Origin of the sequence: Actinomadura bangladeshensis (assembly GCF_004348335.1) — a bacterium.
Classification (GTDB): Bacteria; Actinomycetota; Actinomycetes; order Streptosporangiales; family Streptosporangiaceae; genus Spirillospora; species Spirillospora bangladeshensis.
This window is the reverse complement of the sequence record NZ_SMJW01000129.1, coordinates 1-22881: the sequence shown is the minus strand read 5'-3', so window position 1 is coordinate 22881 and position 22881 is coordinate 1. Positions and strand designations below refer to the sequence as shown.

Below are 22881 nucleotides of genomic sequence, written 5' to 3'. Positions count from 1 at the left end.
GGGAGAAGGCGACCGTGGCGAGGGTCAGGGCGGCCAGGGTCCAGGCGAGGGGGACGGTGCCGAGGCCGAACATCTTCAGCGAGGAGGCGACCAGGACGAGCGCGAGGACGCGGCGGATGAGGCCGCCGGGGGCGCGTGCGGAGATCTTGGAGCCGAGGTAGACGCCGGGGATGGAGCCGGCGAGCAGGGCGGCGGTGACCTCCATGCGGAAGTCGCCGAACAGCAGGTGGCCGAGGGCGGCGGCGAACACCAGCGGGACGGCCTGGAGCAGGTCGGTGCCGACGAGGTGGTTGGCCTTCAGCGCCGGGTAGAGGGCGAGCAGCGCGACGATGATGAGGGAGCCGGAGCCGACCGAGGTGATGCCGACGACGAGGCCGCCGACCGCTCCGACCAGCACGGTCGGCAGCGGGCGGACGCGGATCTCGGGGGCCTCGCCGCCGTCGCCGGAGCCGGCCCCGCCGCGGCGGGCCAGGTAGGCGCGCAGGACGAGGCCGCCGGCCGCGATCATCAAGGCGACGCCCATCGCGATGCTGATGAAGTCCTGGATCGAGTCGCCGTGCCCGAGGGCTCGGGCCAGCAGGACGCCGGAGAACGCGGCGGGCACCGATCCGGCGCACAGCCAGCCGACCAGCCGCATATCGATGGTGCCCTGCCGGTAGTGGACGGCGCTGCCGACGGGCTTCATCACGGCGGCGGCGACCAGGTCGCTGGACACGGCGGCGAGCGGGCTCACGCCGAAGAACGTCACGAGCATCGGCGTCATCAGCGCGCCGCCGCCCATGCCGGTCAGCCCGACGATGATGGCGACGAGGAACGAGCCGAACGCCATCGTCCAATCGAAGTCCATCGGCATGACCTACCTGTCATGTAGGAAAACTCGCGTACCACCCTAGGGGACGCTCCCCGGACGGGTCTAACCCGGGTGCGAAGGTACAAACGAGGCAGATGTTCTATTCGGGACGAATCCAGCCGCCGGCCGCGAGCAGGTCGAGCACCCTGCCGACCGCCTCGTCCGGCGCCATCCGGGAGGTGTCGAGCACGAGGTCGGCGTCGTCCGGCGCCTCGTAGGGGTCGGAGATGCCGGTGAACTCCGGAATCTGGCCCGCGCGGGCCTTGGCGTACAGGCCCTTGCGGTCGCGGCGCTCGCACTCCTCCAGCGGCGTCGACACGTGCACCAGGATGAAGTCGCCCACGGCCGACACCATCCGCCGGACCTCGGCGCGGGTCGCCGCGTACGGGGCGATCGGCGCGCAGATCGCGGTGCCGCCGTGCCGGGTGATCTCGGCGGCGACGAACCCGATCCGCCGGATGTTGAGGTCGCGGTCGGCGCGGGAGAACGTCAGCCCGGCCGACAGCATCCGCCGCACGACGTCGCCGTCCAGCAGGGTGACGGTCCGGCCGCCGCGCTCGATCAGCGCGTCGGACAGGCCGCGCGCGACCGTGGACTTCCCCGAGCCCGACAGCCCGGTGAAGAACACCGTGATGCCCCGCGCGTGCTTCGGCGGGCGCGCCCGCACGAGCTCGGCGGCGACGGCCGGCGGGGTGAACCAGTCGGGGACGGGCTCGCCGGCGTCCAGCAGCTCCTCCAGCCGCTCGGCGGTCAGCTCGGCCTGCACGTGGTCGGGCTCGATGCGCGCGACCGGCCGCCAGACCTCCACGTCGGCGTCGTAGGCCCACGGCTCCGGGACGACCAGCGGGATCGCGGTGCCCTCCAGCTCGGCGTCGGCGAGCAGGTGGGTGGCGCCGTACGCGGCGGCGACGTGCGCGCGGAGCAGGACGTCGCGCTCCTCCTGCTCGGCGCCGGCACCGCGCGCGGGCAGCGGCACCGGGACGATGCGGCCACCGTCCGGCAGGTCCTTGCGGACGCCCAGCAGAGCGCGGACGAGGGACTCGTCGTGCTCGCCGCCGAGCAGCGGCAGCACCAGCACCTGCGCCCCGAGCCGCTCGGCGACCTGGCGGAGCTGGCCGAGCTGCTTGCGGTGCAGCGGCCGCCGGGTGGCCACCGCCAGCAGGGGCCCCTCGGCGGGGGCGAGTTCGTCGGGGCGGCGGCGCAGCGCGTGGAACGGGCCGTGCGCGGGGGCGCGCAGCGCCTCCAGCGGCCCCGCGAGCCGCCAGTCCTGGGTGGCGGGGTCCTGCCACGCCTCGGCGACCTCCAGCACGGCGAGCGGCACGCCCTCCGGGTCCTGCAGGACGACCCGCTCCTGCCCGGTCAGCTCCTTCGGGACGGTCAGCGTGACCGGGACCGGCCACGGGGTGCCGTCGGCGAGCCGTCCGCCGGCCACCACCATCGCGGTGTCGTAGGAGCCCAGGAACCCCGCCAGCGGCCGGTACGCCCCGGCGAGCAGGAGCTCAAGGTCGGCGAGCTCCACCGGGTCAGGGGTCCAGGCGGGCAGGTCCCGCAGCGTGTCGGGAAGGCCGGCGTCGGCGGTCACCGCGATCTCCGATCCCGCCCGGCGGCGGGGAACCGGGCTCGTCCGTGTCAGTGGGAGTTTCCGCAGGAAAAATACTGCGTCGGGCCGGGCCCGTGCACACCCGGCCCGGTCAGATGACCCTGGCGAACCGGTTCTCGGGCTTGCGGATGACCAGTGTGATCTCGCTGTGGTCGGCGGTCAGGCGCCCGCGGGTGGCCGCCGACACCAGCCGGCACAGCAGGTCGGCGAGGCCGGTTCCGGCCCCGAGCGCGTCGATGGCCTGCCGGGAGGTGTACTCCTCGGCGACCACCAGCCCGCGCATCACGCAGTACCAGCGCATGCCCGACCGGGACGCGACCCTGCTGTAGACCGCGGGCGGCGGGCTCGTCCGGACGACCGGCACCGGCCGGGACGCGGGCTCGGACCGCGGCTCGGGCGGCGGGGCCGCCTGCTCCGGCGGCGCGGGCGCGGCGCCGGCTCCGGCCCCCGGCCCGGCGATCCGCTCGTCCCCGGGATACGGCACGCGGGCGTGGGCGCCGCGCGGCCCCCGGCCCGCACGCGGCCCGGTCGCCGAGCGCGGCCGCCGGTTGCGCCCGGACGTGCGCAGCCACCGGGGCAGCGTGCGGTCCAGGAAGCCGAACGCGGTGTTGCGGTCGCGCAGGTGCACCAGCAGCAGCCCGCCGGGCTTGAGCGCGGCCACGAACCGGTCGAGCACCAGTTCGGCGTGCGGCACCCGCTCGATCAGGTACGCGGCGTGCACGATATCGAAGGCGCGCGGCGGCAGCGGCACGGTGCGCAGGTCGCCGAGGTGCCAGGTGTCGAGGTCGGGCCGCTCGCAGGTGTAGGCGCGCAGCTCCGGGGACTCGAGGTCGACGCCCGTGACGTGGTGCTCGCGGTCGCCGAGGTCCAGGCCCGTGCCCCAGCCGCAGCCCGCCTCCAGGATGTGGATCCGCTGCAGGGGCTTCTCTAGGGCGTACTGTCGGGCGCGTTCTGAGAAGAGATCGCCGTCGCTGACCGGCGGCGTACGCAGATCGGTCACAATCTCGCAGCGTAATCGCACGACTGCGTTCCGTCGGCTATTTGCGCATTCTTGGTAAGGGCCGTGTCGCGTACCCTGGTACGCGGTACCGGGGTCCGGTGGGATTCCGGGGCTTCGGGCTGCCCTGCCACGGGGTTTTTCGGCGATTGTGCGGGCGAAAATGACGCTTTCTGGACTTGTTGACCTTGCGTGCACCGATTCCGTGCTGGAGCGCGCTCTCAAGCGGGCGCGCGCGGACCAGGAGGTCGTGGCACCGGCCGCCCTGTGGCCGATCCTCGCCGCCGCGCTGAGCCGCGCCCTGCGCGCGGACGGACCGGCCGGCGGCGGGGGCACGGTGCTCGCGGTGACCGCGACCGGCCGCGAGGCCGAGGACCTGACCGCCGCCCTGTCGAGCCTGCTGGACCCGGCCCGGGTGGCGCACTTCCCGGCGTGGGAGACGCTGCCGCACGAGAAGCTGTCGCCCCGGTCGGACACGGTCGGCCGGCGGCTCGCGGTGCTGCGCCGCCTCGCCCACCCGGACGCCGCGCAGCCCGGCGAGGAGGGCAAGGGCGGCGCGCTGGACGTGGTCGTGACGCCGGTCCGGGCCGTCCTGCAGCCGATCGTGGCCGGGCTCGCCGACCTGGAGCCGGTGCGGCTGGTCTCCGGCGAGGACGCCGACATGGACGACACCGTCCGCAGCCTGGTGGACGCCGGGTACCACCGCGTCGACCTGGTGGAGAAGCGCGGCGAGATCGCGGTGCGCGGCGGGATCCTGGACGTGTTCCCGCCGACCGAGGAGCACCCGCTGCGGGTGGAGTTCTGGGGCGACACCGTCGAGGAGATCCGCTACTTCAAGGCCGCCGACCAGCGTTCGCTGGAGGTCGCGCAGAGCGGGCTGTGGGCGCCGCCGTGCCGCGAGCTGCCGCTGACGGAGAAGGTGCGCGAGCGGGCGAAGCTGCTCGCCGACCGGCACCCGGCGCTGGCGGAGATCCTCGGCCGGATCGCCGACGGCGACACCGTCGAGGGGATGGAGGCGTTCTCGCCCGTCCTCGCCGACCGGATGGAGCTGCTGACCGACCTGCTGCCGGACGGGTCGGCGCTGCTGGTGTGCGAGCCGGAGCGGATCCGTACCCGGTCGGTGGAGCTGGTCCGGACGAGCCAGGAGTTCCTGGAGGCGAGCTGGGTCAACGCCGCCGCCGGGGGAGAGGCGCCGATCGACCTCGGCGCCGCCGCGTTCCGCTCGCTGGAGGAGGTCCGCGAGCACAGCAACGAGCTGGGGCTGCCCCGCTGGAGCGTGACGGCGCTCAACCCCGAGGGCGAGGCGCTCAATCTCGGGGTGGCGCCGGCGGAGTCCTACCGGGGCGACACCTCCCGCGTCGTCGGCGACCTGAAGGGCTGGATCGACGCCGGCTGGCGCGTCGTGATGGTGACCGCCGGGCACGGGCCCGCCGAGCGGCTCGTCCAGCTCGTCGGGGAGGAGGGGCTCGGCGCCCGGCGCGCCGACCTCGCCGAGCCGCCCGCTCCCTCGGTGGTGGCGGTGACGACGGGGCTGCTGGAGAACGGGTTCGTCTGGGAGTCGGTCAAGCTCGCGGTGCTGACCGAGACCGACCTGTCGGGGCAGAAGTCGTCCACGAAGGACGCCCGGCGGATGCCGTCGCGGCGGCGCGGCGGCATCGACCCGCTGCAGCTCAAGCCGGGCGACTACGTGGTGCACGAGCAGCACGGCGTCGGCCGGTACGTGGAGATGGTCAGCCGGACGGTGCAGGGCGCCACCCGCGAGTACCTGATCCTGGAGTACGCCAAGAGCGACCGGCTGTTCGTCCCGACCGACCAGCTGGAGGAGCTGACCCGCTACGTCGGCGGGGAGGCGCCCAGCCTGCACCGGCTCGGCGGCGCCGACTGGCAGAAGGCCAAGTCCCGCGCCCGCAAGGCGGTCAAGCAGATCGCCGGGGAGCTGATCCGGCTGTACTCGGCGCGGATGGCGAGCCCCGGGCACCCGTTCGCGCCCGACACCCCGTGGCAGCGGGAGCTGGAGGACGCGTTCCCCTACAACGAGACGCCCGACCAGCTCGCCGCCATCGACGAGGTGAAGGGCGACATGGAGCGGGCCGTCCCGATGGACCGGCTGATCTGCGGGGACGTCGGCTACGGCAAGACCGAGATCGCGGTGCGGGCCGCGTTCAAGGCCGTCCAGGACGGCCGCCAGGTCGCGGTGCTGGTGCCGACGACGCTGCTCGTCCAGCAGCACATGTCGACGTTCACCGAGCGGTTCGCCGCGTTCCCGGTCGTGGTGAGGCCGATCAGCCGGTTCCAGACCGACGCGGAGATCAACGAGACGCTGCGCGGCCTGTCCGAGGGCACCGTGGACGTCGTCGTCGGCACGCACCGCATCCTGTCGTCGCAGACCCGGTTCAAGAACCTCGGCCTCGTCATCATCGACGAGGAGCAGCGGTTCGGCGTCGAGCACAAGGAGGAGCTGAAGCGCCTCCGGACGCAGGTGGACGTCCTCGCCATGTCCGCGACCCCGATCCCGCGCACGCTGGAGATGGGCCTCACCGGCATCCGGGAGATGTCGACGATCCTCACGCCGCCGGAGGAGCGGCACCCCGTGCTGACGTTCGTCGGGCCGTACGAGGAGAAGCAGATCGCCGCGGCGATCCGCCGCGAGCTGCTGCGCGAGGGCCAGGTGTTCTTCGTGCACAACCGGGTCCGCTCGATCAACAAGGTCGCCGCGAACCTGGCGCGGCTCGTCCCGGAGGCGCGGATCGGCATCGCGCACGGCCAGATGAACGAGAACGAGCTCGAGAAGGTCATGGTCGACTTCTGGGAGAAGAACTACGACGTCCTCGTCGCGACCACGATCGTCGAGTCCGGGCTGGACGTGCCGAACGCCAACACCCTCATCGTCGACCGCGCCGACATGTACGGGCTGTCGCAGCTGCACCAGCTGCGCGGGCGGGTCGGCCGCGGCCGGGAGCGCGCCTACGCCTACTTCCTGTACCAGCCGGAGCAGCCGCTGACCGAGACCGCGCACGAGCGGCTCGCGACCCTCGCCCAGCACACCGAGGTCGGCGCCGGCATGTACGTCGCGATGAAGGACCTGGAGATCCGCGGCGCGGGCAACATCCTCGGCGCCGAGCAGTCCGGGCACGTCGCGGGCGTCGGGTTCGACCTGTACGTCCGGATGGTCGGCGAGGCGGTCCGGGAGCTCAAGGACGGCGGCGCCGGCGCGGCCGAGGCCGTCGAGACGAAGGTCGAGCTGCCCGTCGACGCGCATCTGCCGCACGAGTACGTGCCGGGCGAGCGGCTCCGGCTGGACGCCTACCGCCGCATCGCCGCGATCACGTCCGACGACGAGATCGGCGCCGTGCACGACGAGCTGAAGGACCGGTTCGGCCCGCTGCCCGTCCCGGTGCTGAACCTGCTGGAGGTGGCGCGGTTCCGCGCGAAGGCGCGCAGGGCGGGGCTCACCGACGTCACCCTGCAGGGCAACTTCGTGAAGTTCACGCCGGTGCAGCTGCCCGACTCCAAGCAGGTCAGGCTGCAGCGGCTGTACCCGAAGAGCATCCTGAAGCCGGCGACCGACACCCTGCTGGTGCCCGCGCCGAAGACCGCGCCGCTCGGCGGCCGGCCGCTGCGCGACCAGGAGCTGCTGAGGTGGGCGACCGACCTGGTCGAGGCCCTGTTCCTGGAATCCGCGACCGCCGCCAAGCGGTAGCCTGGGCCCGCCCCCGACCAGAAGACCCATGACGAGACGAGGATTCCGTGCCTGGTAAGTCCGTGAAGGCGGCGGTGGCGGTCGTGCTGGCGGCCGGCGCGCTGGCCGGCTGCGGCGGCTCCCCGAAGGTCGGCACCGCCGCCCTCGTCGGCGACGACCGCATCACCGTCACCGAGCTCAGCCAGACCGTCCGCGACTGGCGCGCCCAGTTCCGCGCGGACCCGGCCGCCAACGAGCTGCGCGCGAACCCCGCCAACCCGGCGCCGCAGCTCGCCGGCGACTCCGAGTCGGACCTGCAGGGCGCCCTCACCCTGCTGATCAACTTCCAGGTGGCCGGCAAGGTCGCGGACCGGGCCGGCGTCCGGGTCACCGGCGGCGAGGTCGACACCGCGGTGCAGGCGCTGGACCAGCAGGGCGGCGCCGACTCGATCACGCTGGCGAGCGGGCTGCCCCGCGAGCACGCCCGCGACCTCGCGCGCCTCGTCGCGACCCAGGTCGCGGTCATGCGGCACTTCGGCGCGGACATGAACAACCGGCTGAGCCCGGCGACGCAGCAGGCCGGCCGGCAGTGGAACGAGCTGTTCAAGCGGACCGCCGACGGCATGCACATCGAGGTCAACCCCCGCTACGGGACCTACAACCCGGACAAGTTCGAGATCGGGCCGATCACCTACCGGCTGTCCAGCCCCGATTCGGGTATCTGACGCGCATGGGCCTGACACTGCTGGCGACCACGCACCGGGTCGCTCCGGGCCTGCTGACCTGGCGGGCCTGGGACGCGCTGCGGTCGGCGGCCGCCGTCCGGGTGCGCGACGGCCACCCGCTGCTGCCCTCGCTGCGCGACGCCGGGATCGTCCCGGAGACGGTCGGCGAGCCGGACGCGGCCCGGCTGGTCGCCGACGCGCGCGACGCCGGCCCGGATGCGATCATCGTGTGGGTCGCCGCGCCCGAGGGCGATGAAGACCTGATGCGCGAGGTCGGGACGCTCGTCGTCGACGACCCGCTCGACGTCGAGGTGCTGCACGGCTCCTACGACCTGCCCGGTGCGCGGCTGCTCGACCTGGTCTCGGTGATGGACACGCTGCGCCGCGAATGCCCGTGGGACCGCAAGCAGACGCACACCACGCTCGTCCCGTACCTGCTGGAGGAGTCGTACGAGGTCCTCGACACGATCGAGTCGGGCGACTACGGCGCGCTCCGCGAGGAGCTCGGGGACGTGCTGATGCAGGTGGCGTTCCACGCGGTGGTGGCCGCCGAGCGCGACGACGAGACGGCGTTCACCATCGACGACGTCGCCGGCGCGATCGTGGACAAGCTCGTCCGCCGCCATCCGCACGTGTTCGGGGACGTGACCGTCTCCGGCGCCGACGAGGTCAACGCCAACTGGGAGCAGATCAAGGCGGCCGAGCGGGCGGCGAAGAGCGGCGCCGAGGCGTCGTCGCTCGACGGCGTCCCGCTGGGGCAGCCGGCGCTGTCGCTGGCCGCGCAGCTCCAGCGGCGCGCGGCGCGGCTGGAGGCCCCGGCCGACCTCGCGGCCGACCTGCCCGCCGAGGGGAATGACGTCGGTACGCGGCTTTTCGCGCTCGTCCGGGAGGCGGCGGAGCGGGGAGTCGACCCGGAGGCCGAGTTGCGCGCCGTTTCCCGGGTATTCCGCGATCGTGTCCGAGCGTGGGAACGAGGGCGGCAGCGCGCCTGATTCGCGCGGAATCATCTGGAACATCGTTGATGGGGTGGTCCGTCCGCGGCAGCACGTTTACCCTAGGCGCGTGCCTGACGGGGCCGATGGTGACGCAGGGGATCGCGCCCGAGGGGGCGGTGCCCCGGTCCCGCCGCGCCGCCGCAGGGTCCTGACCTCGTCCACCACCCGCGCCGAGAAGGCCCGCGCGCTGCGCGGGCTGGGCGCCCTCGGCGGCCTCGCCGGCCTGCTCGTCGCGCTGATGCTGCTGCCGACCGCGTGCACCGCCGGGGTCGGCGCCCGCGACACCGCCCGCTGGTTCGACAGCGAGCCGGTGGACCTGACGACGACCGGCGTCCCGCAGCGCTCCACGATCCTCGCCGCGGACGGCTCGACGATCGCGACGTTCTTCTACCAGAACCGGGTGGACGTCCCGCTCGCCAAGATCGCACCGGTGATGCGCCAGGCCGTGGTGGCGATCGAGGACAGCCGGTTCTACGAGCACGGCGCCATCGACCCGCAGGGCACGCTGCGGGCGCTCGCCAGCAACCTCAGCAGCGGGGAGGTGACGCAGGGCGGCTCCGGCATCACCCAGCAGTACGTGAAGAACCTGCTGCTCACCCAGGCCGACAGCGACGAGGAACGGGAGGCGGCCACCGCGATCACCGCCGCCCGCAAGATCCGCGAGCTGCGGTACGCGGTCGCGGTCGAGGAGAAGTTCGGCAAGGACGAGATCCTGCGCCGCTACCTCAACATCGCCTACTACGGCGACGGCGCCTACGGCGTCGAGGCCGCGTCCCGGCACTACTTCTCCAAGCACGCGTCCGAGCTGACCCTGCCGGAGGCGGCGCTGCTCGCCGGCGTCATCCGCTACCCCTACGCCTACGACCCGATCCGGCACCCCGGCGAGGCCCGGCGGCGCCGCGACACCGTCCTCGACCGGATGGTGTCGCTCGGCTGGCTCGACCCGGCGAAGGCGGCGGCGGCGAAGAGCGGGCCCATCCAGCTGGACATCGACAACGTCCGGAGCGGCTGCGTGTCGAGCAGGGCGCCGTTCTTCTGCGACTACGTGCAGCGCGAGATCCTCACCAACCAGGTGTTCGGCAAGACCGCCAAGGACCGCGAGAAGCTGCTGAAGCGGGGCGGCCTCACGATCCGCACCACCATGGACCCGCAGGCGCAGAAGGCCGCCCAGCGCGCCGTCGACAGGCACGTCCCGCCGAAGAACTCCGCGCACAAGGCCGCCGCCGAGGCGATGGTCGAGCCGGGCACCGGCGAGATCAAGGCGATGGTCGTCGACCGCGAGCTCGGACCGGACAAGAAGCGCGGCAAGACCTGGATCAACTTCGCCGCGGACGCAAGCCACGGCTCCAGCATCGGCATGCAGGCCGGGTCCACGTTCAAGGCGTTCACGCTGGCCGCCGCGCTGGACGAGGGCATGCCGTTCGGGACCCGGCTGATGGCGCCGCGCGAGTTCACCCCCGTCGGCTTCCGCAACTGCGACGGCGACCGGGTCGGCGACCCGACCGCGTCGCTGCGCAACGCCGCCGACGGCGAGGGCGGCAAGGAGTTCAGCCTCGTCACCGGCACGCACCACTCGGTCAACACGTTCTTCCTCGAACTGGAGAAGAAGGTCGGCCTCTGCGACACCGTCCGGATGGCGGAGCGCCTCGGGATGAAGCAGGCGAACGGCAAGGCGCTGGAGGAGTACCCGTCCTTCACGCTCGGCTTCAACCCGGTGTCCCCGCTGCGGCTCGCCGCCGCCTACGCCGCGTTCGCCGCGCGCGGCGAGTACTGCGCGCCGATCGCGATCACGTCCATCAAGGACGCGGCCGGGCACAAGCTGAAGGTGCCGGGACGGGACTGCGAGCGGGCGATCGACGAGGGCGTCGCCGACGCGGTCAACTACGTGCTGCAGGGCGTCCTCACCAAGGGCACGGCGCGCGGCATGGGCATCGGCCGTCCCGCCGCCGGCAAGACCGGCACCGTCGACAACTTCTCCGCCGCCTGGTTCGCCGGGTACACCCCGGACCTCGCCGCGGCCGTCTGGGTCGGCGACCCGCGCGGCGGCTACCGGCACCCGATGGAGAACCTCTGCATGGACGGCACCTGCTACGGGGCCGTGTTCGGCGCGACGATCCCCGCGCCGATCTGGCAGCAGAGCATGAGCGGGGCGCTGCGGGGCTCGGACGCGTCGTCGTTCCACCGCCCGCCGTCGTTCTACTTCAGCAAGGGCTCCGGGGAGGACCGCGCGAAGGTCCCCGACGTGCGCGGCATGGAACTCGGCGAGGCGGTCGCCAGACTGCGCGACGCCGGCTTCACGACCAACGTCAGCACGCCGGTCGAGTCGAACCGGTACAAGAAGGGGACGGTCGCCGAGATGTCCCCCGGCCCCGGCTCGGCCGAGCCCGGTTCGACCATCACGCTGCGAGTCAGCAAGGGGGCGAAGAAGCGCGACGACGGCGGCGGCCGCCCCGGGCCCGGCGCGCCGCCCGCCCCGACCCCGCCGGTGACGATCCCGCCGCCGCGCGGCGGCCCCGCACAGCAGGCGCCCGCCTGACGACCGCGGGTGATGTGACCGGTCCGACCTGCGGATCCGTGTGATCGCCGGGATGGCCGGGTAGGGGGACCCGTAGCTGATCATGGGGGTGCCCGCGCGCCCCGGGGGACCCGATCGGGGGGACGATCGTCAATGCGAGCCATCGCCGTGTCCGAGTACGGCGCCACACCGGCGCCGACGCACCTGCCGCGCCCGGAACCGGGCCCGGGGGAGATCCTCGTCAAGATGATCGCCGCCGGGCTCAACCCGATGGACTGGAAGATCGCCGACGGGCTGCTCAAGGACTCGATCGACGCGAGGTTCCCGCTGATCCTCGGCCAGGACGGCGCGGGCGTGGTGGAGGCGGTCGGCGACGGCGTGACCCGGCTCCGGCACGGCGAGCAGGTCTACGGGACGTTCGGCGCGCCCGAGCACGGGCGCGGCAGCTACGCCGAGTACGCGATCGCCCGCGACGACGGGCCGGTCGCGCGGATGCCGGAGGGCATGATCTACACGCAGGCCGCGGCGGTGCCGACCGCGAGCATGAGCGCGCTCGCGATGGTGGAGCAGGCCGGCGTCGACATCGGGCACACCGTGCTCGTCGTCGGCGCGACCGGCGGCACCGGGCAGAGCGCGGTGCAGCTCGCGGCCCTGGCGGGCGCCAAGGTCATCGCGACCGCCCGCGACGACATGGCGGGCACGATGCGGCGCCTCGGCGCGGACGAGACCGTCGACCACTCCAAGGGCGACCTCAACGGGCAGGTGCTCGCCGTCCACTCCGACGGGATCGACGTCATCCTCGACATGGCGAGCGACACCGGCGCCGTCGAGCACCTCGCGCAGCTGCTGCGTCCCGGCGGGACGTACGTCAGCACCCTCTGGGCGGCGAACCCGGACGCCATGGCGGCCAGGGAGCTGCGCGGGATCAACTTCGAGGTCGAGCCCTCGGCCGAGCTGCTGGACCGGCTGTCCGGCCTCATCGACGCGGGCGAGCTCCGGGTCCGGGTGGAGCGCGAGGTGCCGTTCGCCGAGGCGGCCGGCGCGCTGGCCGCCAACCGGGCCGGCGGCGCGCGCGGCAAGACGGTGATCCGCGTCTGACCGCGGCGGCCGATGAGTGCCCGGGTCCGCCGTGGGCATGCAGAATCCGTACCCGACGGGGAGGACGAGATGAACCAGCCCGAGGACGAGCGCCGCGCCAGGCTCAGCGAGATCGAGGAGTCGCTCGACCGGCTCCGCGCCGACCTTCCGGCGCCGCCCGGCGACGCCGGCGACTTCGTCGACTCGGGGCAGTACCTCGCCCAGCGGGAGGAGCTGCAGGGCCAGATCGAGCTGCTGGAAGCCGAGCGCGAACGCCTGCGCGACTCGCTCGGCCTCGGCTGAGCCGCGCGAGGGAGCGCCCGGGAACAAAGCCCTCCCCTCCACGGTTGCGTCAGGCAACTGAAGGGAGGGCGGGATGACCACCTACGAGGAGTTCGAGCGCGCGACGCTGTTCTTCGACGCCAGGGACTACGCGGGCGCGGCGCGCCTGCTGGCCCCCATCGCCGAGGACGACCCGGGCAACCGCGCCGTCGCCGAGCTGCTGGGCCGCGCCTACTTCCACAGCGCGCAGCTCGGCCGCGCCGAGACGGCGTTCCGCCGGCTCGTCGACCTCGACCCCTGCAACGGCTGGGCGCACGAGGCGCTGGCCCGCACCCTGGAGCGGCGCGGCCGCGCGGACGAGGCGGTCGCCTTCCGCAGGCTCGCCCGCGCGATGGGCGTCGAGCCGGCACCGGGCACCGAGGTCTCGGTGACCGCCGCCGACCTGCACTGACGGGCCGGGGAGGGGCGGGTCACGAGCGGGGCAGGCGCAGCACGAAGCGGGCGCCGGGCCGGCCGTCCACCCGGTCGGTGAGGACCAGCGTCCCGCCGTGCGCCTGTGCGATGTCCCGGGAGATCGCGAGGCCGAGGCCGGTGCCGCCCGCGTCGCGGTGCCGGCCCTCGGCGAGCCGGGTGAACCGCTCGAACACCCGCTCGCGGTCCTCGGGGGCGATGCCCGGGCCGTCGTCGATCACCTCGACGACGGCCGTCGCGGGCGGCTCCGCCCGCAGGATCATCGTCACCTCGGCCGTCGCGTGCCGGTCGGCGTTGTCGAGCAGGTTGGTCAGCAGCCGCGCCAGCTCGCTGCGGCCGCCGTGCACCGTCACCGACCCCTCCGCGAGGACGGTCACCTGGCTGCGGCGCGGACGCCGCAGCACCTCCGCGTCCGTCAGCTCGGTGAGGTCCACCGGCTCGCGCTCGAAGCTGCGGTCGGCCTCCAGCCGGGCCAGGGCCAGCAGGTCGTCCACCACCGCGGACAGCCGCTCGGTGTTGAGCAGGAGGGCCCGCAGCGTCTCCGGGACGTCGCTGTCCTCCGGCGCCGCCAGCGCCAACTCCACCTCCATCCGCAGCGCGGTGAGCGGGCTGCGCAGCTCGTGGGACACGTCGGAGACGAACGCCCGCTGCCGCGCCACCGCCTGCTCCAGCCGGTCGAGGGTCGCGTTGACGCTCGCGGCGAGCAGGCCCACCTCGTCCTGGCGGCCCGGCACCGGCACGCGGCGCTCCAGGTCAGTGGCGGTGATCTCGTCCAGCTCCCGGCGGATCTCGTCGACCGGCCGCAGCGTCCGGCCCGCCGACAGCCACGTCCCGTAGCCGACCAGGCCGGTGATGAACGGGATCATCAGCGCGAGCAGGGCCGCCGTCGCCGGACGCGGCATCAGTCCCGGTTTGGCGCCGAGCGCGATGATGAAGAGCGCGTCCGGCCCGAGGCCCACCTGGTACTCGACCGCCATGAAGCACTCGTCCCGCGAGGGACCGGCCGCGCAGACGGTGCCGGTGCGGCGGGTCTCGTCCTTGGGGGGCGGAGGGAAGTCCACCGCGGGGCGTCCCTGCAGGGAGGGCGTGGCCGCGATCACCCGCCGCCGGCGGTCGGTGACCTGGATCCGGTCGCCCGGAGCCGCCGCCAGCGGGTTGCTCAACCGCCCGGCCTCGATGACGAACGCGACCCTGTTCGCCTGGCGGCCCAGCGTCTCCTTCGTCGCGTCGATCTCGCCCTGCCTGATCAGGACGAGCAGGGCCGCCCACAGCCCGGTCGACAGCAGCAGGGCCAGCAGGACCGACGCCAGCGTGACCCGGGTCCTGATCTGCGGGTGACGCGGGACGGCCCGCCCGATCCGGTGGCTCAGTCCCGTGGACGGCCGGCGGAGCCGGACGCGTATGGCGACCTCCCGGGTATGTTCCTGTCAGTACCCGAGATTCCTTGCCTGAACGGGGCAAACGCCACCGTGGCGGACGGGTAAAACCCGGTCATGGCGTACCCACGCCCGGCTTCGCCGCACGATCCGTCCGCAGCCGGGCGCCCCGGCCGGGCGGGCCGGCCCGCGCCCGGCCCGCGCCCGGTCCCGGCGAGCCAGTTGGTCGGGCCGGGGGCCGCGCGGATAGGCTCGGTGACCGCACCAGAAAATCCGCATCCTCAGGGGGTTCCCCGTGTCGTCGATCGAGGCCGTACTCGCCCGGGAGATCCTTGACTCCCGCGGCAATCCGACCGTCGAGGTCGAGGTCCTGCTCGCCGATGGGACCGAGGCGCACGCCGCCGTGCCGAGCGGCGCGTCCACCGGCCAGTTCGAGGCCGTTGAACTGCGTGACGGCGGGGAGCGTTACGGCGGCAAGGGCGTCCGCAACGCGGTCAAGGCCGTCAACGAGACCATCGACGAGAAGCTCGTCGGCTACCCGGCGTCCGACCAGCGGCTGATCGACCAGCTCCTGGTCGACCTGGACGGCACCCCGGCCAAGTCCGCGCTCGGCGCCAACGCGATCCTCGGTGTCAGCCTCGCCGTCGCCAAGGCCGCCGCCGACTCCGCCGGCCTGCCGCTGTTCCGCTACGTGGGCGGCCCGAACGCGCACCTGCTGCCCGTCCCGATGATGAACATCCTGAACGGCGGCGCGCACGCCGACAGCAACGTCGACATCCAGGAGTTCATGATCGCGCCGATCGGCGCGGCCACCTTCGCCGAGGCGCTGCGCTGGGGCGCCGAGACCTACCACGCGCTGAAGTCGGTGCTGAAGTCCAAGGGCCTGAACACCGGGCTCGGCGACGAGGGCGGCTTCGCCCCCGACCTGCCGAGCAACCGGGACGCGCTCGACCTCATCGTGGAGGCGATCGGCAAGGCCGGCTTCACCCCCGGCCGCGACATCGCGCTCGCGCTGGACGTCGCCGCCACCGAGTTCCACGCCGACGGCCAGTACGCGTTCGAGGGCACCAAGCGGTCCGCCGACGACATGGCCGCCTACTACGGCGAGCTGCTCGGCAACTACCCGCTCGTCTCCATCGAGGACCCGCTCGACGAGGAGGACTGGGCCGGCTGGGAGGGCCTCACCGCCGCCGTCGGCGACCGCGTCCAGATCGTCGGCGACGACCTGTTCGTCACCAACCCCGAGCGGCTCGCCCGCGGCATCAAGTCCGGCGCCGCGAACGCGCTGCTGGTCAAGGTGAACCAGATCGGCACGCTCAGCGAGACCCTCGACGCCGTCACGCTCGCGCAGACCAGCGGCTACAAGTGCATGATGAGCCACCGGTCCGGCGAGACCGAGGACACCACGATCGCCGACCTGGCCGTCGCGACCGGCTGCGGCCAGATCAAGACCGGCGCCCCGGCGCGCAGCGACCGCGTCGCCAAGTACAACCAGCTGCTGCGCATCGAGGAGCTGCTGGACGACGCCGCGCGCTACGCCGGCGCCGCCGCGTTCCCGCGCTTCGACGCGCGGGGTTGAGCAGGGGCCTCGGGCCCGGCGGGCGGGACCGCGTCCCGCCGCCGGGCCCCGGGCGGCCGAGCCGGAGGCAGGGGACACGATGGCGAAGCGCGACGACCACGCGACCGACGCGGACGACCGCGTCCCGGACGACCCCGTGGACGGCCCCGCGGACGGCGGGCGCCGGGGGAATCCGGCGCTGACCAGCCGCGCCGCCATCCTCGCGGTCGTGGTGTGCGCGATCGCGCTGAGCCTGGCCTACCCGGTGCGCGAGTACATCGCCCAGCGCAAGGAGATCGCCGACCTGCGGCACAAGGAGGCGGTGGCGCGCGGCCAGGTCGAGGAACTCCTCCAGCGCAAGCAACAATTGGGTGATAAGTCGTACATTGAGCGCGAAGCCACGCGACGGCTTCATTACTGCCGTCCTGACGTAAAGTGCTACATCGTGCTGGACGGCGGCGGGGGAGAGGGCCGGCAGGCGCAGGAGGGCGGGTCGCCGAGCCGGCCGCCCTGGTACGAGACGCTGTGGCGGTCGGTGGAGGCCGCCGACCGGCCGCGCTGATCCGCGGGTGGGGACACAGATGATCGAAGCAGGTGACACGGCCGCCGTCGCGGCGCAGCTGGGGCGCGAGCCGCGCGGGGTCCGCGCGGTGGCGAGCCGCTGCCCGTGCGGGCTGCCCGCGGTGATCGAGACCGCGCCGCGGCTGCCGGACGGGACGCCGTTCCCCACGCTGTTCTACCTGACGTGCCCGAAGGCCGCGTCGGCCATCGGGACGCTGGAGGGCGGCGGCATCATGCGGGACATGCAGGCCAGGCTGGCCGCCGACTCCTCGCTCCGGGCGGAGTACACCGCCGCCCACGAGGACTACCTGCGCCGCAGGGACCAGGCCGCCCGCGAGGAGGGCATCGAGCCGCTGCCCGCCGGCACGCAGAGCGCGGGCGGCATGCCCGAGCGGGTCAAGTGCCTGCACGCTCTCGTCGCGCACGAGCTGGCGGTGCCGGGCGTGAACCCGTTCGGCCGCGAGGCGCTGGAGGCGCTGCCCGAATGGTGGCGCTCCGGGCCCTGCGTCGAGGCCGGACGCGCGCGGGACGAGGACGCCGGCGCCGAACCGGGGGAGGACGAGTGACACGGGTCGCGGCCATCGACTGCGGGACGAACTCGGTCCGTCTGCTGATCGCCGACATCGAGTCCGGCGAGGGCGGCGGCCGGCTCACCGACGTCGAGCGCCGGATGGAGATCGTCCGGCTGGGCGAGGGCGTTGACGAGACCGGGCGGCTCTCGCCCGCCGCGCTGGAGCGCACGTTCACCGCGATGCGCGGCTACGCCGAGCTGATCGAGCGGCACGGCGGCGGCGCCGGGCGCGGCCCGATCAAGACCCGGGTCGTGGCGACCAGCGCGACCCGCGACGCCGCGAACCGCAGCGACTTCGTCCGCGGCGTCGTCGACATCTTCGGCGTCGTCCCCGAGGTGATCACCGGGGACGAGGAGGCCGAGCTGTCCTTCATGGGCGCCACCCGCGAGCTGGCCGAGCTGCGGCCCGCCCGCCCCTACCTGGTCGTCGACATCGGCGGCGGCTCCACCGAGTTCGTGCTCGGCAGCTCCTCGGCCGACGCGTCCCGCTCGATCGACATCGGCTGCGTGCGGATGACCGAGCGGCACCTGAAGGGCGACCCGCCCTCGCCGGAGCAGATCTCGGGCGCCGCCGCCGACATCGACGCGGCGCTCGCCACCGTCCGGGAGCGGGTCCCGGTCGACGAGGCGCGCACGCTCGTCGGCCTCGCCGGCTCGGTCACCACGGTCGCCGGGATCGCCCTCGACCTGCCGGAGTACGACCCGTCCCGCATCCACCTGTCCCGCATCACCGCCACCCAGGTGCACGAGGTGACGCGGCGGCTGCTGCACGCGACCCGCGCCGAGCGCGCCCGGATCGGCGTCATGCACCCGGGCCGCGTCGACGTGATCGGCGCGGGCGCGCTGATCCTGGACCGCATCATGCGGGAGTACGGGTTCGGCGCCGTCGTCGTCAGCGAGCACGACATCCTGGACGGCATCGCCTGGTCGCTGCTGTGACCGCGCGGCCCGCGCTCAGTGCTTGAGCAGCGCCAGCAGCGCCGGGATCAGCACCGCGTTCGGGTTCTGCTGCGGGACGTAGAGGATCGGCGAACTGCTCGCGGCCTGCTGGATCCAGACCCGGCCCCGGTCGACGGTCGCGCCGGAGATCGACGACCAGCTCAGCGACACCCGGTTGCCGCGCACGCCGCCCGGGTGGACGGTCAGCCCCTGCGCCACGTCGACCGACTCCCCGGCCCGGACGTGCTGCGCCAGCTCCGCGACCAGCCGCCGCTCGGCGTGCTCCTGGCAGAGCTGGATGAGCCGCCCCCAGACGTGCTCGGGCTCCCCGTCCACGCCCGGCACGGCGTCCGGCACGGCGCCCGGTTCGAGGACCACCTCGACGCGGGGGCCGCCGCGGAACGGGAACCGACCCGCCTGGAAGATCCACTGCTGCGCCCCGGTGCGGTGGCCGGAACCGGCCGGGCGCTCCGCCGCCCAGTACGCCACCCACTCCACCCGCGGCCAGGTGAGCGAGGCGTCCCCGTAGGCGACGAGCTGGTCGTCGGCGTACAGGTTCAGGCCGTGCACGTTCACGTCCAGCGCCCGCACGGACGGGGCGCGCTCCCAGGTGGGCCGCTGCGCGTGCGGCGCGGCGTAGGGGGCCGAGTAGGAGGCCGGCGTCTCCTCCCGGGCCGGTTCGCGGGCCGGCCGCGGCGGGTGCAGGCGCGGCGGCCGGTCCGGCTCGGGGTTGAGGCGCTCGGTCCAGATCCGGCCGTCCCACCAGCGCAGGCTCCCGGTGCCGTACGGATCGGGGTACCAGCCCGGTTTCGACACTCCTGCCTCCCGCTTGGCCCATGGCGGCGCCGGACACCCGCCTCCCCGACCGGCGAACGCATCGTACCGACCGGGCACGGTCCGCACCCGCCATGGGCGGAACCCGGCCACCGGGCGCGGCGTGGGACGATCGGTGGTATGCCCACCGCCAACGCTCCCTTCGTGCCGCCCGGATCCGGATGGCCGGAGGACCCCGCGACACCGGACACCCCCGTCGCCCACGGCACGGGCGAGGTCGTCGAGCTGGCCGCGAAGGCGCCCGATCTGGACGAGCTGTGCGCCCGCCAGTCGGTGTGCCGCGCCTGCGACCGGCTCGTCGCGTGGCGGGAGAAGGTCGCCGTGCAGCGGCGCCGCGCGTTCGCGGACGAGGAGTACTGGGGGCGTCCGATCGCCGGATGGGGCGACCCGGAGCCGCGCATCCTGATCGTCGGGCTGGCCCCCGCGGCCCACGGCGGCAACCGCACCGGGCGCATCTTCACCGGCGACCGGTCCGGCGACTGGCTGTTCGCGTCCCTGCACCGGGTGGGGCTCGCGACGCGGCCGACCAGCGTCCACGCGGGCGACGGGCAGCGGCTCATCGGCGCGCGGATGGCGGCGACGGTCCGCTGCGCGCCGCCCGACAACAAGCCGACGCCGCTGGAGCGCACCACCTGCCTGCCGTGGCTGGCCCGCGAGGTCGAGATGGTCGCGCCGAGCGTCCGCTGCGTGCTGTGCCTCGGCGGGTTCGCCTGGCAGGGCGTGTGGCCCGCGCTCAAGCAGGCCGGATACGGGGTGCCGCGGCCCCGGCCGAAGTTCGGCCACGGCGCGGAGGCGGAACTGGTGCCGCCGCCCTCGGTGGCCCGGCGCGACCCCGTCCTGCTGCTGGGCTGCTACCACCCGAGCCAGCAGAACACCTTCACCGGCCGGGTCACCGAGGCCATGCTGGACACGGTCCTCACCCGCGCCCGCGACTTCGACTAGCGCGGCCCACGAACATCACCCGGGTCCCCCAACGTTGACCTGCGGCGTGTTGTTGTTTTCGACGCGCTCATAACAACAACACGCCGCAGGTCAACGCAGTCGGCGGCTGTCAGCGGGGCTCCGGGTTCGTCGTGAGCGGCTGGAGTCGGATCCGGCCATGCCGGCAGACCGCCCCGTAGGTCCAGCCGGTGGCGATCTGCTCGGTGTTGTCGGGCGGGATCACCTTGAGCGTGCCCGGAACCGGCTCGCAGCGGTCGGTGTCCGGCTCGTCCCCGGCGGGGACGGCCCCCCAGTGCAGCCGCTCGTAGGCGTGGCCGCCGTTGTCGATCGTGATCGTGTGCGCGGTGCCCTCGCGGACGACGTTCGTCGGGATCGTCCCGTCCGCGCCGGCCAGTTGGAGACCCGACCAGCCGCCGGTCGTGCAGTGCTTCCCGGACTTGTTCGTCAGCACGAGCGTGGCGTAGCGGTTGCCCGCCGCGGCGCCGAGGTCGGTGAGCGAGGCGCTGAGCATCCCGCTGGTGCAGCGCGGGCGTCCCGCGGCGTTGCCGGAACCCGCGGCGCCGGGCGTCCCGCCGCTGCTCCTGGCTCCGCCGCCCGGGGTGCCGGTCCCCGGGCCCGGGGCCTCGGCCGCCGGTGCGGACGTGCCCGCCCGCGTCGGCGCCGTGCCGCCGCTGGACGACGCGTGGCCCCCGTTCGAGCCGGATCCGCATCCGGCGAGTGCGGCGGTGGCGGCGGTGGCGGCGAGCGTCCCCCAGATCAGTCGTTGCATGGCGCGTCCCCTGGTGAGGAGCGACGACGGGGCAGGGCCTTGGCCAAGCGGCCGGGGCGTGGTGACCGGCCCCTGTCCCGGTCCGCCGCCCGCGGCCGCTTGGCGCCCCCGTCCGGCCCTGTCCCCGCCGTCTCATTTCTGGTGGTACATCCGGTGAGATGCCGGACCGGGGCATGAAGTTCGCGCCGCGGGCAGGCGGGTATCGCCACCGACATGCCTTCAACAACAACTCGGACGAGCGGGCCCGCGGTCGCCTCGGGGCGCGGCGGGGGGTCCGCCAAGCAGATCGTGGTCGTCGGCGGCGGGTACGTCGGCATGTACACGGCCCTGCGCCTGCAGAAGAGGCTCCGCGCCGAACTGCGCCGCGGCGAGGTCGCCGTCACCGTCATCGATCCCCAGTCCTACATGACCTACCAGCCCTTCCTTCCCGAGGCCGCGGCCGGAAACCTCGAGCCGCGCCACGTGGTCGCACCGCTGCGCAAGGTCCTGCACCGCTGCCGGATCGTGAACGGGTTCGTGACGCGGATCGACAATGCGGCCCGGCGCGTCACCATCTGCCCCGCCGGGACCCGGACCGACGGCGTCGCCGAACGCGACATCCCCTACGACATCCTCGTCGTCGCGGCCGGCTCGATCTCGCGGACGCTGCCCATCCCCGGGCTCGCCGAAAACGGGATCGGCTTCAAGACCGTCGAAGAGGCGATCTTCATGCGCAACCACATCGTGCACCAGCTCGACATCGCCGCCGCCAATCCCGGCGACGAGCGGGTCCGCAGGCGCGCGCTGACCTTCGTCTTCGTCGGGGCCGGATTCGCGGGCATCGAGGCCATGGCGGAACTGGAGGACATGGCCCGGGACGCCTGCAAGTGGTACCCGAACATCGACCCCGGCGAGATGCGCTGGGTGATGGTCGAGGCGACCGACCGGATCCTGCCCGAAGTGGGACCCGAGATGGGCCGCTGGACCGCCCACGCCCTGCGCCGCCGCGGCATCGAGGTCAAGATGAGGACGCTGCTGAAATCCGCCGAGAATCGCCACATCGTGCTCAGCGACGGCGAGGAGTTCGACGCTGGAACCCTCGTCTGGACGGCCGGTGTGAAACCGCACCCCGTCGTCCAGGACAGCGACCTCCCGATCGACGGCAAGGGACGCGTCAAGACGACCGCCGAACTCACCGTCGAAGGGCTCCCGAACGTGTACGCGGCCGGCGACAACGCCGCCGTCCCCGACCTCAGCGGGAAGGGCGAGTTCACCGCGCCCAACGCCCAGCACGCCGTCCGGCAGGCCAAGCGCCTCGCCGACAACATCGTGGCGGACCTGCGCGGAAAACCGCGAAAGCCGTACAAGCACGCCTACGTCGGCTCGGTCGCCAGCCTCGGCCTGCACAAGGGCGTCGCGAACGTCTACGGGCTGCAGGTCCGCGGCCTCCCCGCATGGGTCATGCACCGCACCTACCACCTGTCGCGGATGCCGACCGTCAACCGCAAGTTCCGCATCACCATGGACTGGACGCTCGCGCTCTTCTTCCGCCGCGAAATCGTCTCCCTCGCCGAACTGGAACGGCCGCGCAAGGAATTCGAACTCGCCGCCGGACGGCCCCGGGAGAACGCGCGCGCCTGAACCCCGTCCGCCGAGGTAAGCCGGGGGAGGGGACGTCCGGCGGCCCGCGCCGTGGCCTTCGACGCGCCTTGACAGCTCTTGTCGAACTGGCCGGACCCGGCCGTGTGCCCGCACCCCGTGAAAGGACGCGCCGCTGCGAGCCCCTGACTCGATATGATGACGCCGCCCCTGTAGCCCAATGGCAGAGGCAGGCTCCCTAAAAGAGCCATTGTGTCGGTTCGAGTCCGACCAGGGGCACGTGGCGGCTCGCCATGCTCGCTGATCTTTCGGTCAGCTTCGCGGGGGCCCGCGGTGTTTGCCCAGGGGGGCGACCCCCTGGAACCCCCGATGCGGCTTCGCCGCCGCTCGGTGCGGGGTTGCGGTGAGCGGGGCCGTGAAACCCCCGGTGCGGCGGCTTCGCCGCCGCGTTGGTGCGGGGTTGTGGTGAGGCGGGGCCGTGGAACTTTCGGTGCGGTGGCTTTGCCGCCGCGTTGGTGCGGGGGTGTGGAAAAACTCCGGTGTGGCGGCTTCGGCCTCGGTT

At 73.6% G+C, this 22881-nt stretch carries 20 protein-coding genes and 1 tRNA gene; 15 read left to right on the top strand and 6 right to left on the bottom strand.

All coding sequences use genetic code 11. The features are described 5' to 3' along the window. The 3 genes from E1284_RS23610 to E1284_RS43220 all read right to left on the bottom strand — a co-directional run. Positions 1–847, bottom strand: an 847-nt coding sequence (locus tag E1284_RS23610) for a sulfite exporter TauE/SafE family protein (protein WP_131942313.1), incomplete at its 3' end; no start/stop codon positions are given. Between the two features lie 103 nt (positions 848–950). Beyond that, positions 951–2432, bottom strand: a complete 1482-nt coding sequence (cysC, locus tag E1284_RS23605) for an adenylyl-sulfate kinase (protein ID WP_131942312.1) — start codon at positions 2430–2432, stop codon at positions 951–953. A gap of 109 nt (positions 2433–2541) precedes the next feature. Further along, positions 2542–3450 (bottom strand): class I SAM-dependent methyltransferase, encoded by a 909-nt coding sequence (locus E1284_RS43220; protein ID WP_243714694.1) that lies wholly within the window; start codon positions 3448–3450, stop codon positions 2542–2544. A 160-nt stretch (positions 3451–3610) separates the two neighbouring features. On the opposite strand from E1284_RS43220, the gene mfd reads away from it, so the two are divergent. The 7 genes from mfd (at position 3611) to E1284_RS23565 (ending at position 13171) form a co-directional block, all read left to right on the top strand. Continuing rightward, on the top strand, positions 3611–7147 hold the full coding sequence (gene mfd, locus E1284_RS23595) for a transcription-repair coupling factor (protein ID WP_131942311.1): 3537 nt from the start codon (positions 3611–3613) through the stop codon (positions 7145–7147). Positions 7148–7194: 47 nt separating this feature from the next. Continuing rightward, positions 7195–7851 carry a hypothetical protein gene (locus E1284_RS23590; RefSeq protein WP_131942310.1) on the top strand — a complete coding sequence of 219 codons (657 nt, stop codon included), beginning with the start codon at positions 7195–7197 and terminating at the stop codon, positions 7849–7851. A 5-nt stretch (positions 7852–7856) separates the two neighbouring features. Further along, positions 7857–8843 (top strand): nucleoside triphosphate pyrophosphohydrolase, encoded by a 987-nt coding sequence (locus tag E1284_RS23585; RefSeq protein ID WP_131942309.1) that lies wholly within the window; start codon positions 7857–7859, stop codon positions 8841–8843. 70 nt (positions 8844–8913) lie between these two features. Continuing rightward, positions 8914–11382, top strand: coding sequence for a penicillin-binding protein (locus tag E1284_RS23580; RefSeq protein WP_165965398.1), 2469 nt, complete (start codon positions 8914–8916; stop codon positions 11380–11382). 132 nt (positions 11383–11514) lie between these two features. Next, positions 11515–12459: an NADP-dependent oxidoreductase gene (locus tag E1284_RS23575; protein WP_131942308.1), complete on the top strand. Its 945-nt coding sequence runs from the start codon at positions 11515–11517 to the stop codon at positions 12457–12459. A 69-nt stretch (positions 12460–12528) separates the two neighbouring features. Continuing rightward, positions 12529–12741, top strand: a complete 213-nt coding sequence (locus tag E1284_RS23570) for a hypothetical protein (RefSeq protein ID WP_131942307.1) — start codon at positions 12529–12531, stop codon at positions 12739–12741. Positions 12742–12814: 73 nt separating this feature from the next. Beyond that, complete coding sequence (locus E1284_RS23565; protein WP_131942306.1) at positions 12815–13171, top strand: tetratricopeptide repeat protein; 357 nt, start codon at positions 12815–12817, stop codon at positions 13169–13171. 19 nt (positions 13172–13190) lie between these two features. Here the strand turns inward: E1284_RS23565 and E1284_RS23560 are convergent, their stop codons facing one another. Beyond that, positions 13191–14354, bottom strand: coding sequence for a sensor histidine kinase (locus E1284_RS23560; protein WP_243714693.1), 1164 nt, complete (start codon positions 14352–14354; stop codon positions 13191–13193). A 13-nt stretch (positions 14355–14367) separates the two neighbouring features. Between E1284_RS23560 and E1284_RS43215 the strand changes: the two genes are divergently transcribed. The 5 genes from E1284_RS43215 to E1284_RS23540 all read left to right on the top strand — a co-directional run bounded on the left by E1284_RS43215 (position 14368) and on the right by E1284_RS23540 (position 18196). Then, positions 14368–14529: a hypothetical protein gene (locus E1284_RS43215; RefSeq protein ID WP_243714692.1), complete on the top strand. Its 162-nt coding sequence runs from the start codon at positions 14368–14370 to the stop codon at positions 14527–14529. Between the two features lie 333 nt (positions 14530–14862). Further along, positions 14863–16146 (top strand): phosphopyruvate hydratase, encoded by a 1284-nt coding sequence (eno, locus tag E1284_RS23555; RefSeq protein WP_131942304.1) that lies wholly within the window; start codon positions 14863–14865, stop codon positions 16144–16146. Positions 16147–16225: 79 nt separating this feature from the next. Beyond that, positions 16226–16687: an FtsB family cell division protein gene (locus tag E1284_RS23550; RefSeq protein WP_131942303.1), complete on the top strand. Its 462-nt coding sequence runs from the start codon at positions 16226–16228 to the stop codon at positions 16685–16687. A 19-nt stretch (positions 16688–16706) separates the two neighbouring features. Further along, the gene (locus E1284_RS23545; protein WP_131942302.1) at positions 16707–17252 is read left to right on the top strand and encodes a DUF501 domain-containing protein; all 546 of its coding nucleotides are present in this window, start codon (positions 16707–16709) and stop codon (positions 17250–17252) included. Next, a complete protein-coding gene (locus E1284_RS23540) occupies positions 17249–18196 on the top strand; it encodes a Ppx/GppA phosphatase family protein (RefSeq protein ID WP_131942301.1) in 948 nt (315 codons plus the stop codon). Before E1284_RS23545 ends, E1284_RS23540 begins: the two co-directional genes overlap by 4 nt. A gap of 15 nt (positions 18197–18211) precedes the next feature. Here E1284_RS23540 and E1284_RS23535 read toward each other — a convergent pair whose 3' ends face one another. Continuing rightward, positions 18212–19012: a DUF2510 domain-containing protein gene (locus E1284_RS23535; RefSeq protein WP_165965396.1), complete on the bottom strand. Its 801-nt coding sequence runs from the start codon at positions 19010–19012 to the stop codon at positions 18212–18214. Positions 19013–19150: 138 nt separating this feature from the next. Between E1284_RS23535 and E1284_RS23530 the strand changes: the two genes are divergently transcribed. Next, positions 19151–19972 carry a uracil-DNA glycosylase gene (locus tag E1284_RS23530; protein WP_131942299.1) on the top strand — a complete coding sequence of 274 codons (822 nt, stop codon included), beginning with the start codon at positions 19151–19153 and terminating at the stop codon, positions 19970–19972. Between the two features lie 109 nt (positions 19973–20081). On the opposite strand, the gene E1284_RS23525 is transcribed toward E1284_RS23530, so the two are convergent. Further along, a complete protein-coding gene (locus tag E1284_RS23525; RefSeq protein WP_131942298.1) occupies positions 20082–20741 on the bottom strand; it encodes a DUF4232 domain-containing protein in 660 nt (219 codons plus the stop codon). Positions 20742–21056: 315 nt separating this feature from the next. Here E1284_RS23525 and E1284_RS23520 point away from each other — a divergent pair, with 315 nt between their 5' ends. Continuing rightward, positions 21057–22361, top strand: a complete 1305-nt coding sequence (locus E1284_RS23520) for an NAD(P)/FAD-dependent oxidoreductase (protein WP_243714695.1) — start codon at positions 21057–21059, stop codon at positions 22359–22361. A gap of 164 nt (positions 22362–22525) precedes the next feature. Continuing rightward, positions 22526–22598, top strand: a tRNA-Leu gene (locus E1284_RS23515). Positions 22599–22881 lie beyond the last annotated feature (283 nt).

What these genes read in the sequence shown, in the direction of transcription:
- E1284_RS23530 (WP_131942299.1), top strand. Translation starts at nt 19,151, where the DNA reads ATGCCCACCGCCAACGCTCCCTTCGTGCCGCCCGGATCCGGATGGCCG.
- E1284_RS23550 (WP_131942303.1), top strand. Translation starts at nt 16,226, where the DNA reads ATGGCGAAGCGCGACGACCACGCGACCGACGCGGACGACCGCGTCCCG.
- E1284_RS23585 (WP_131942309.1), top strand. Translation starts at nt 7,857, where the DNA reads ATGGGCCTGACACTGCTGGCGACCACGCACCGGGTCGCTCCGGGCCTG.
- mfd (WP_131942311.1), top strand. Translation starts at nt 3,611, where the DNA reads ATGACGCTTTCTGGACTTGTTGACCTTGCGTGCACCGATTCCGTGCTG.
- E1284_RS23520 (WP_243714695.1), top strand. Translation starts at nt 21,057, where the DNA reads ATGTACACGGCCCTGCGCCTGCAGAAGAGGCTCCGCGCCGAACTGCGC.
- E1284_RS23570 (WP_131942307.1), top strand. Translation starts at nt 12,529, where the DNA reads ATGAACCAGCCCGAGGACGAGCGCCGCGCCAGGCTCAGCGAGATCGAG.
- E1284_RS23575 (WP_131942308.1), top strand. Translation starts at nt 11,515, where the DNA reads ATGCGAGCCATCGCCGTGTCCGAGTACGGCGCCACACCGGCGCCGACG.
- E1284_RS23565 (WP_131942306.1), top strand. Translation starts at nt 12,815, where the DNA reads ATGACCACCTACGAGGAGTTCGAGCGCGCGACGCTGTTCTTCGACGCC.
- E1284_RS23525 (WP_131942298.1), bottom strand. Translation starts at nt 20,741, where the DNA reads ATGCAACGACTGATCTGGGGGACGCTCGCCGCCACCGCCGCCACCGCC.
- E1284_RS43215 (WP_243714692.1), top strand. Translation starts at nt 14,368, where the DNA reads ATGACGAACGCGACCCTGTTCGCCTGGCGGCCCAGCGTCTCCTTCGTC.
- E1284_RS23545 (WP_131942302.1), top strand. Translation starts at nt 16,707, where the DNA reads ATGATCGAAGCAGGTGACACGGCCGCCGTCGCGGCGCAGCTGGGGCGC.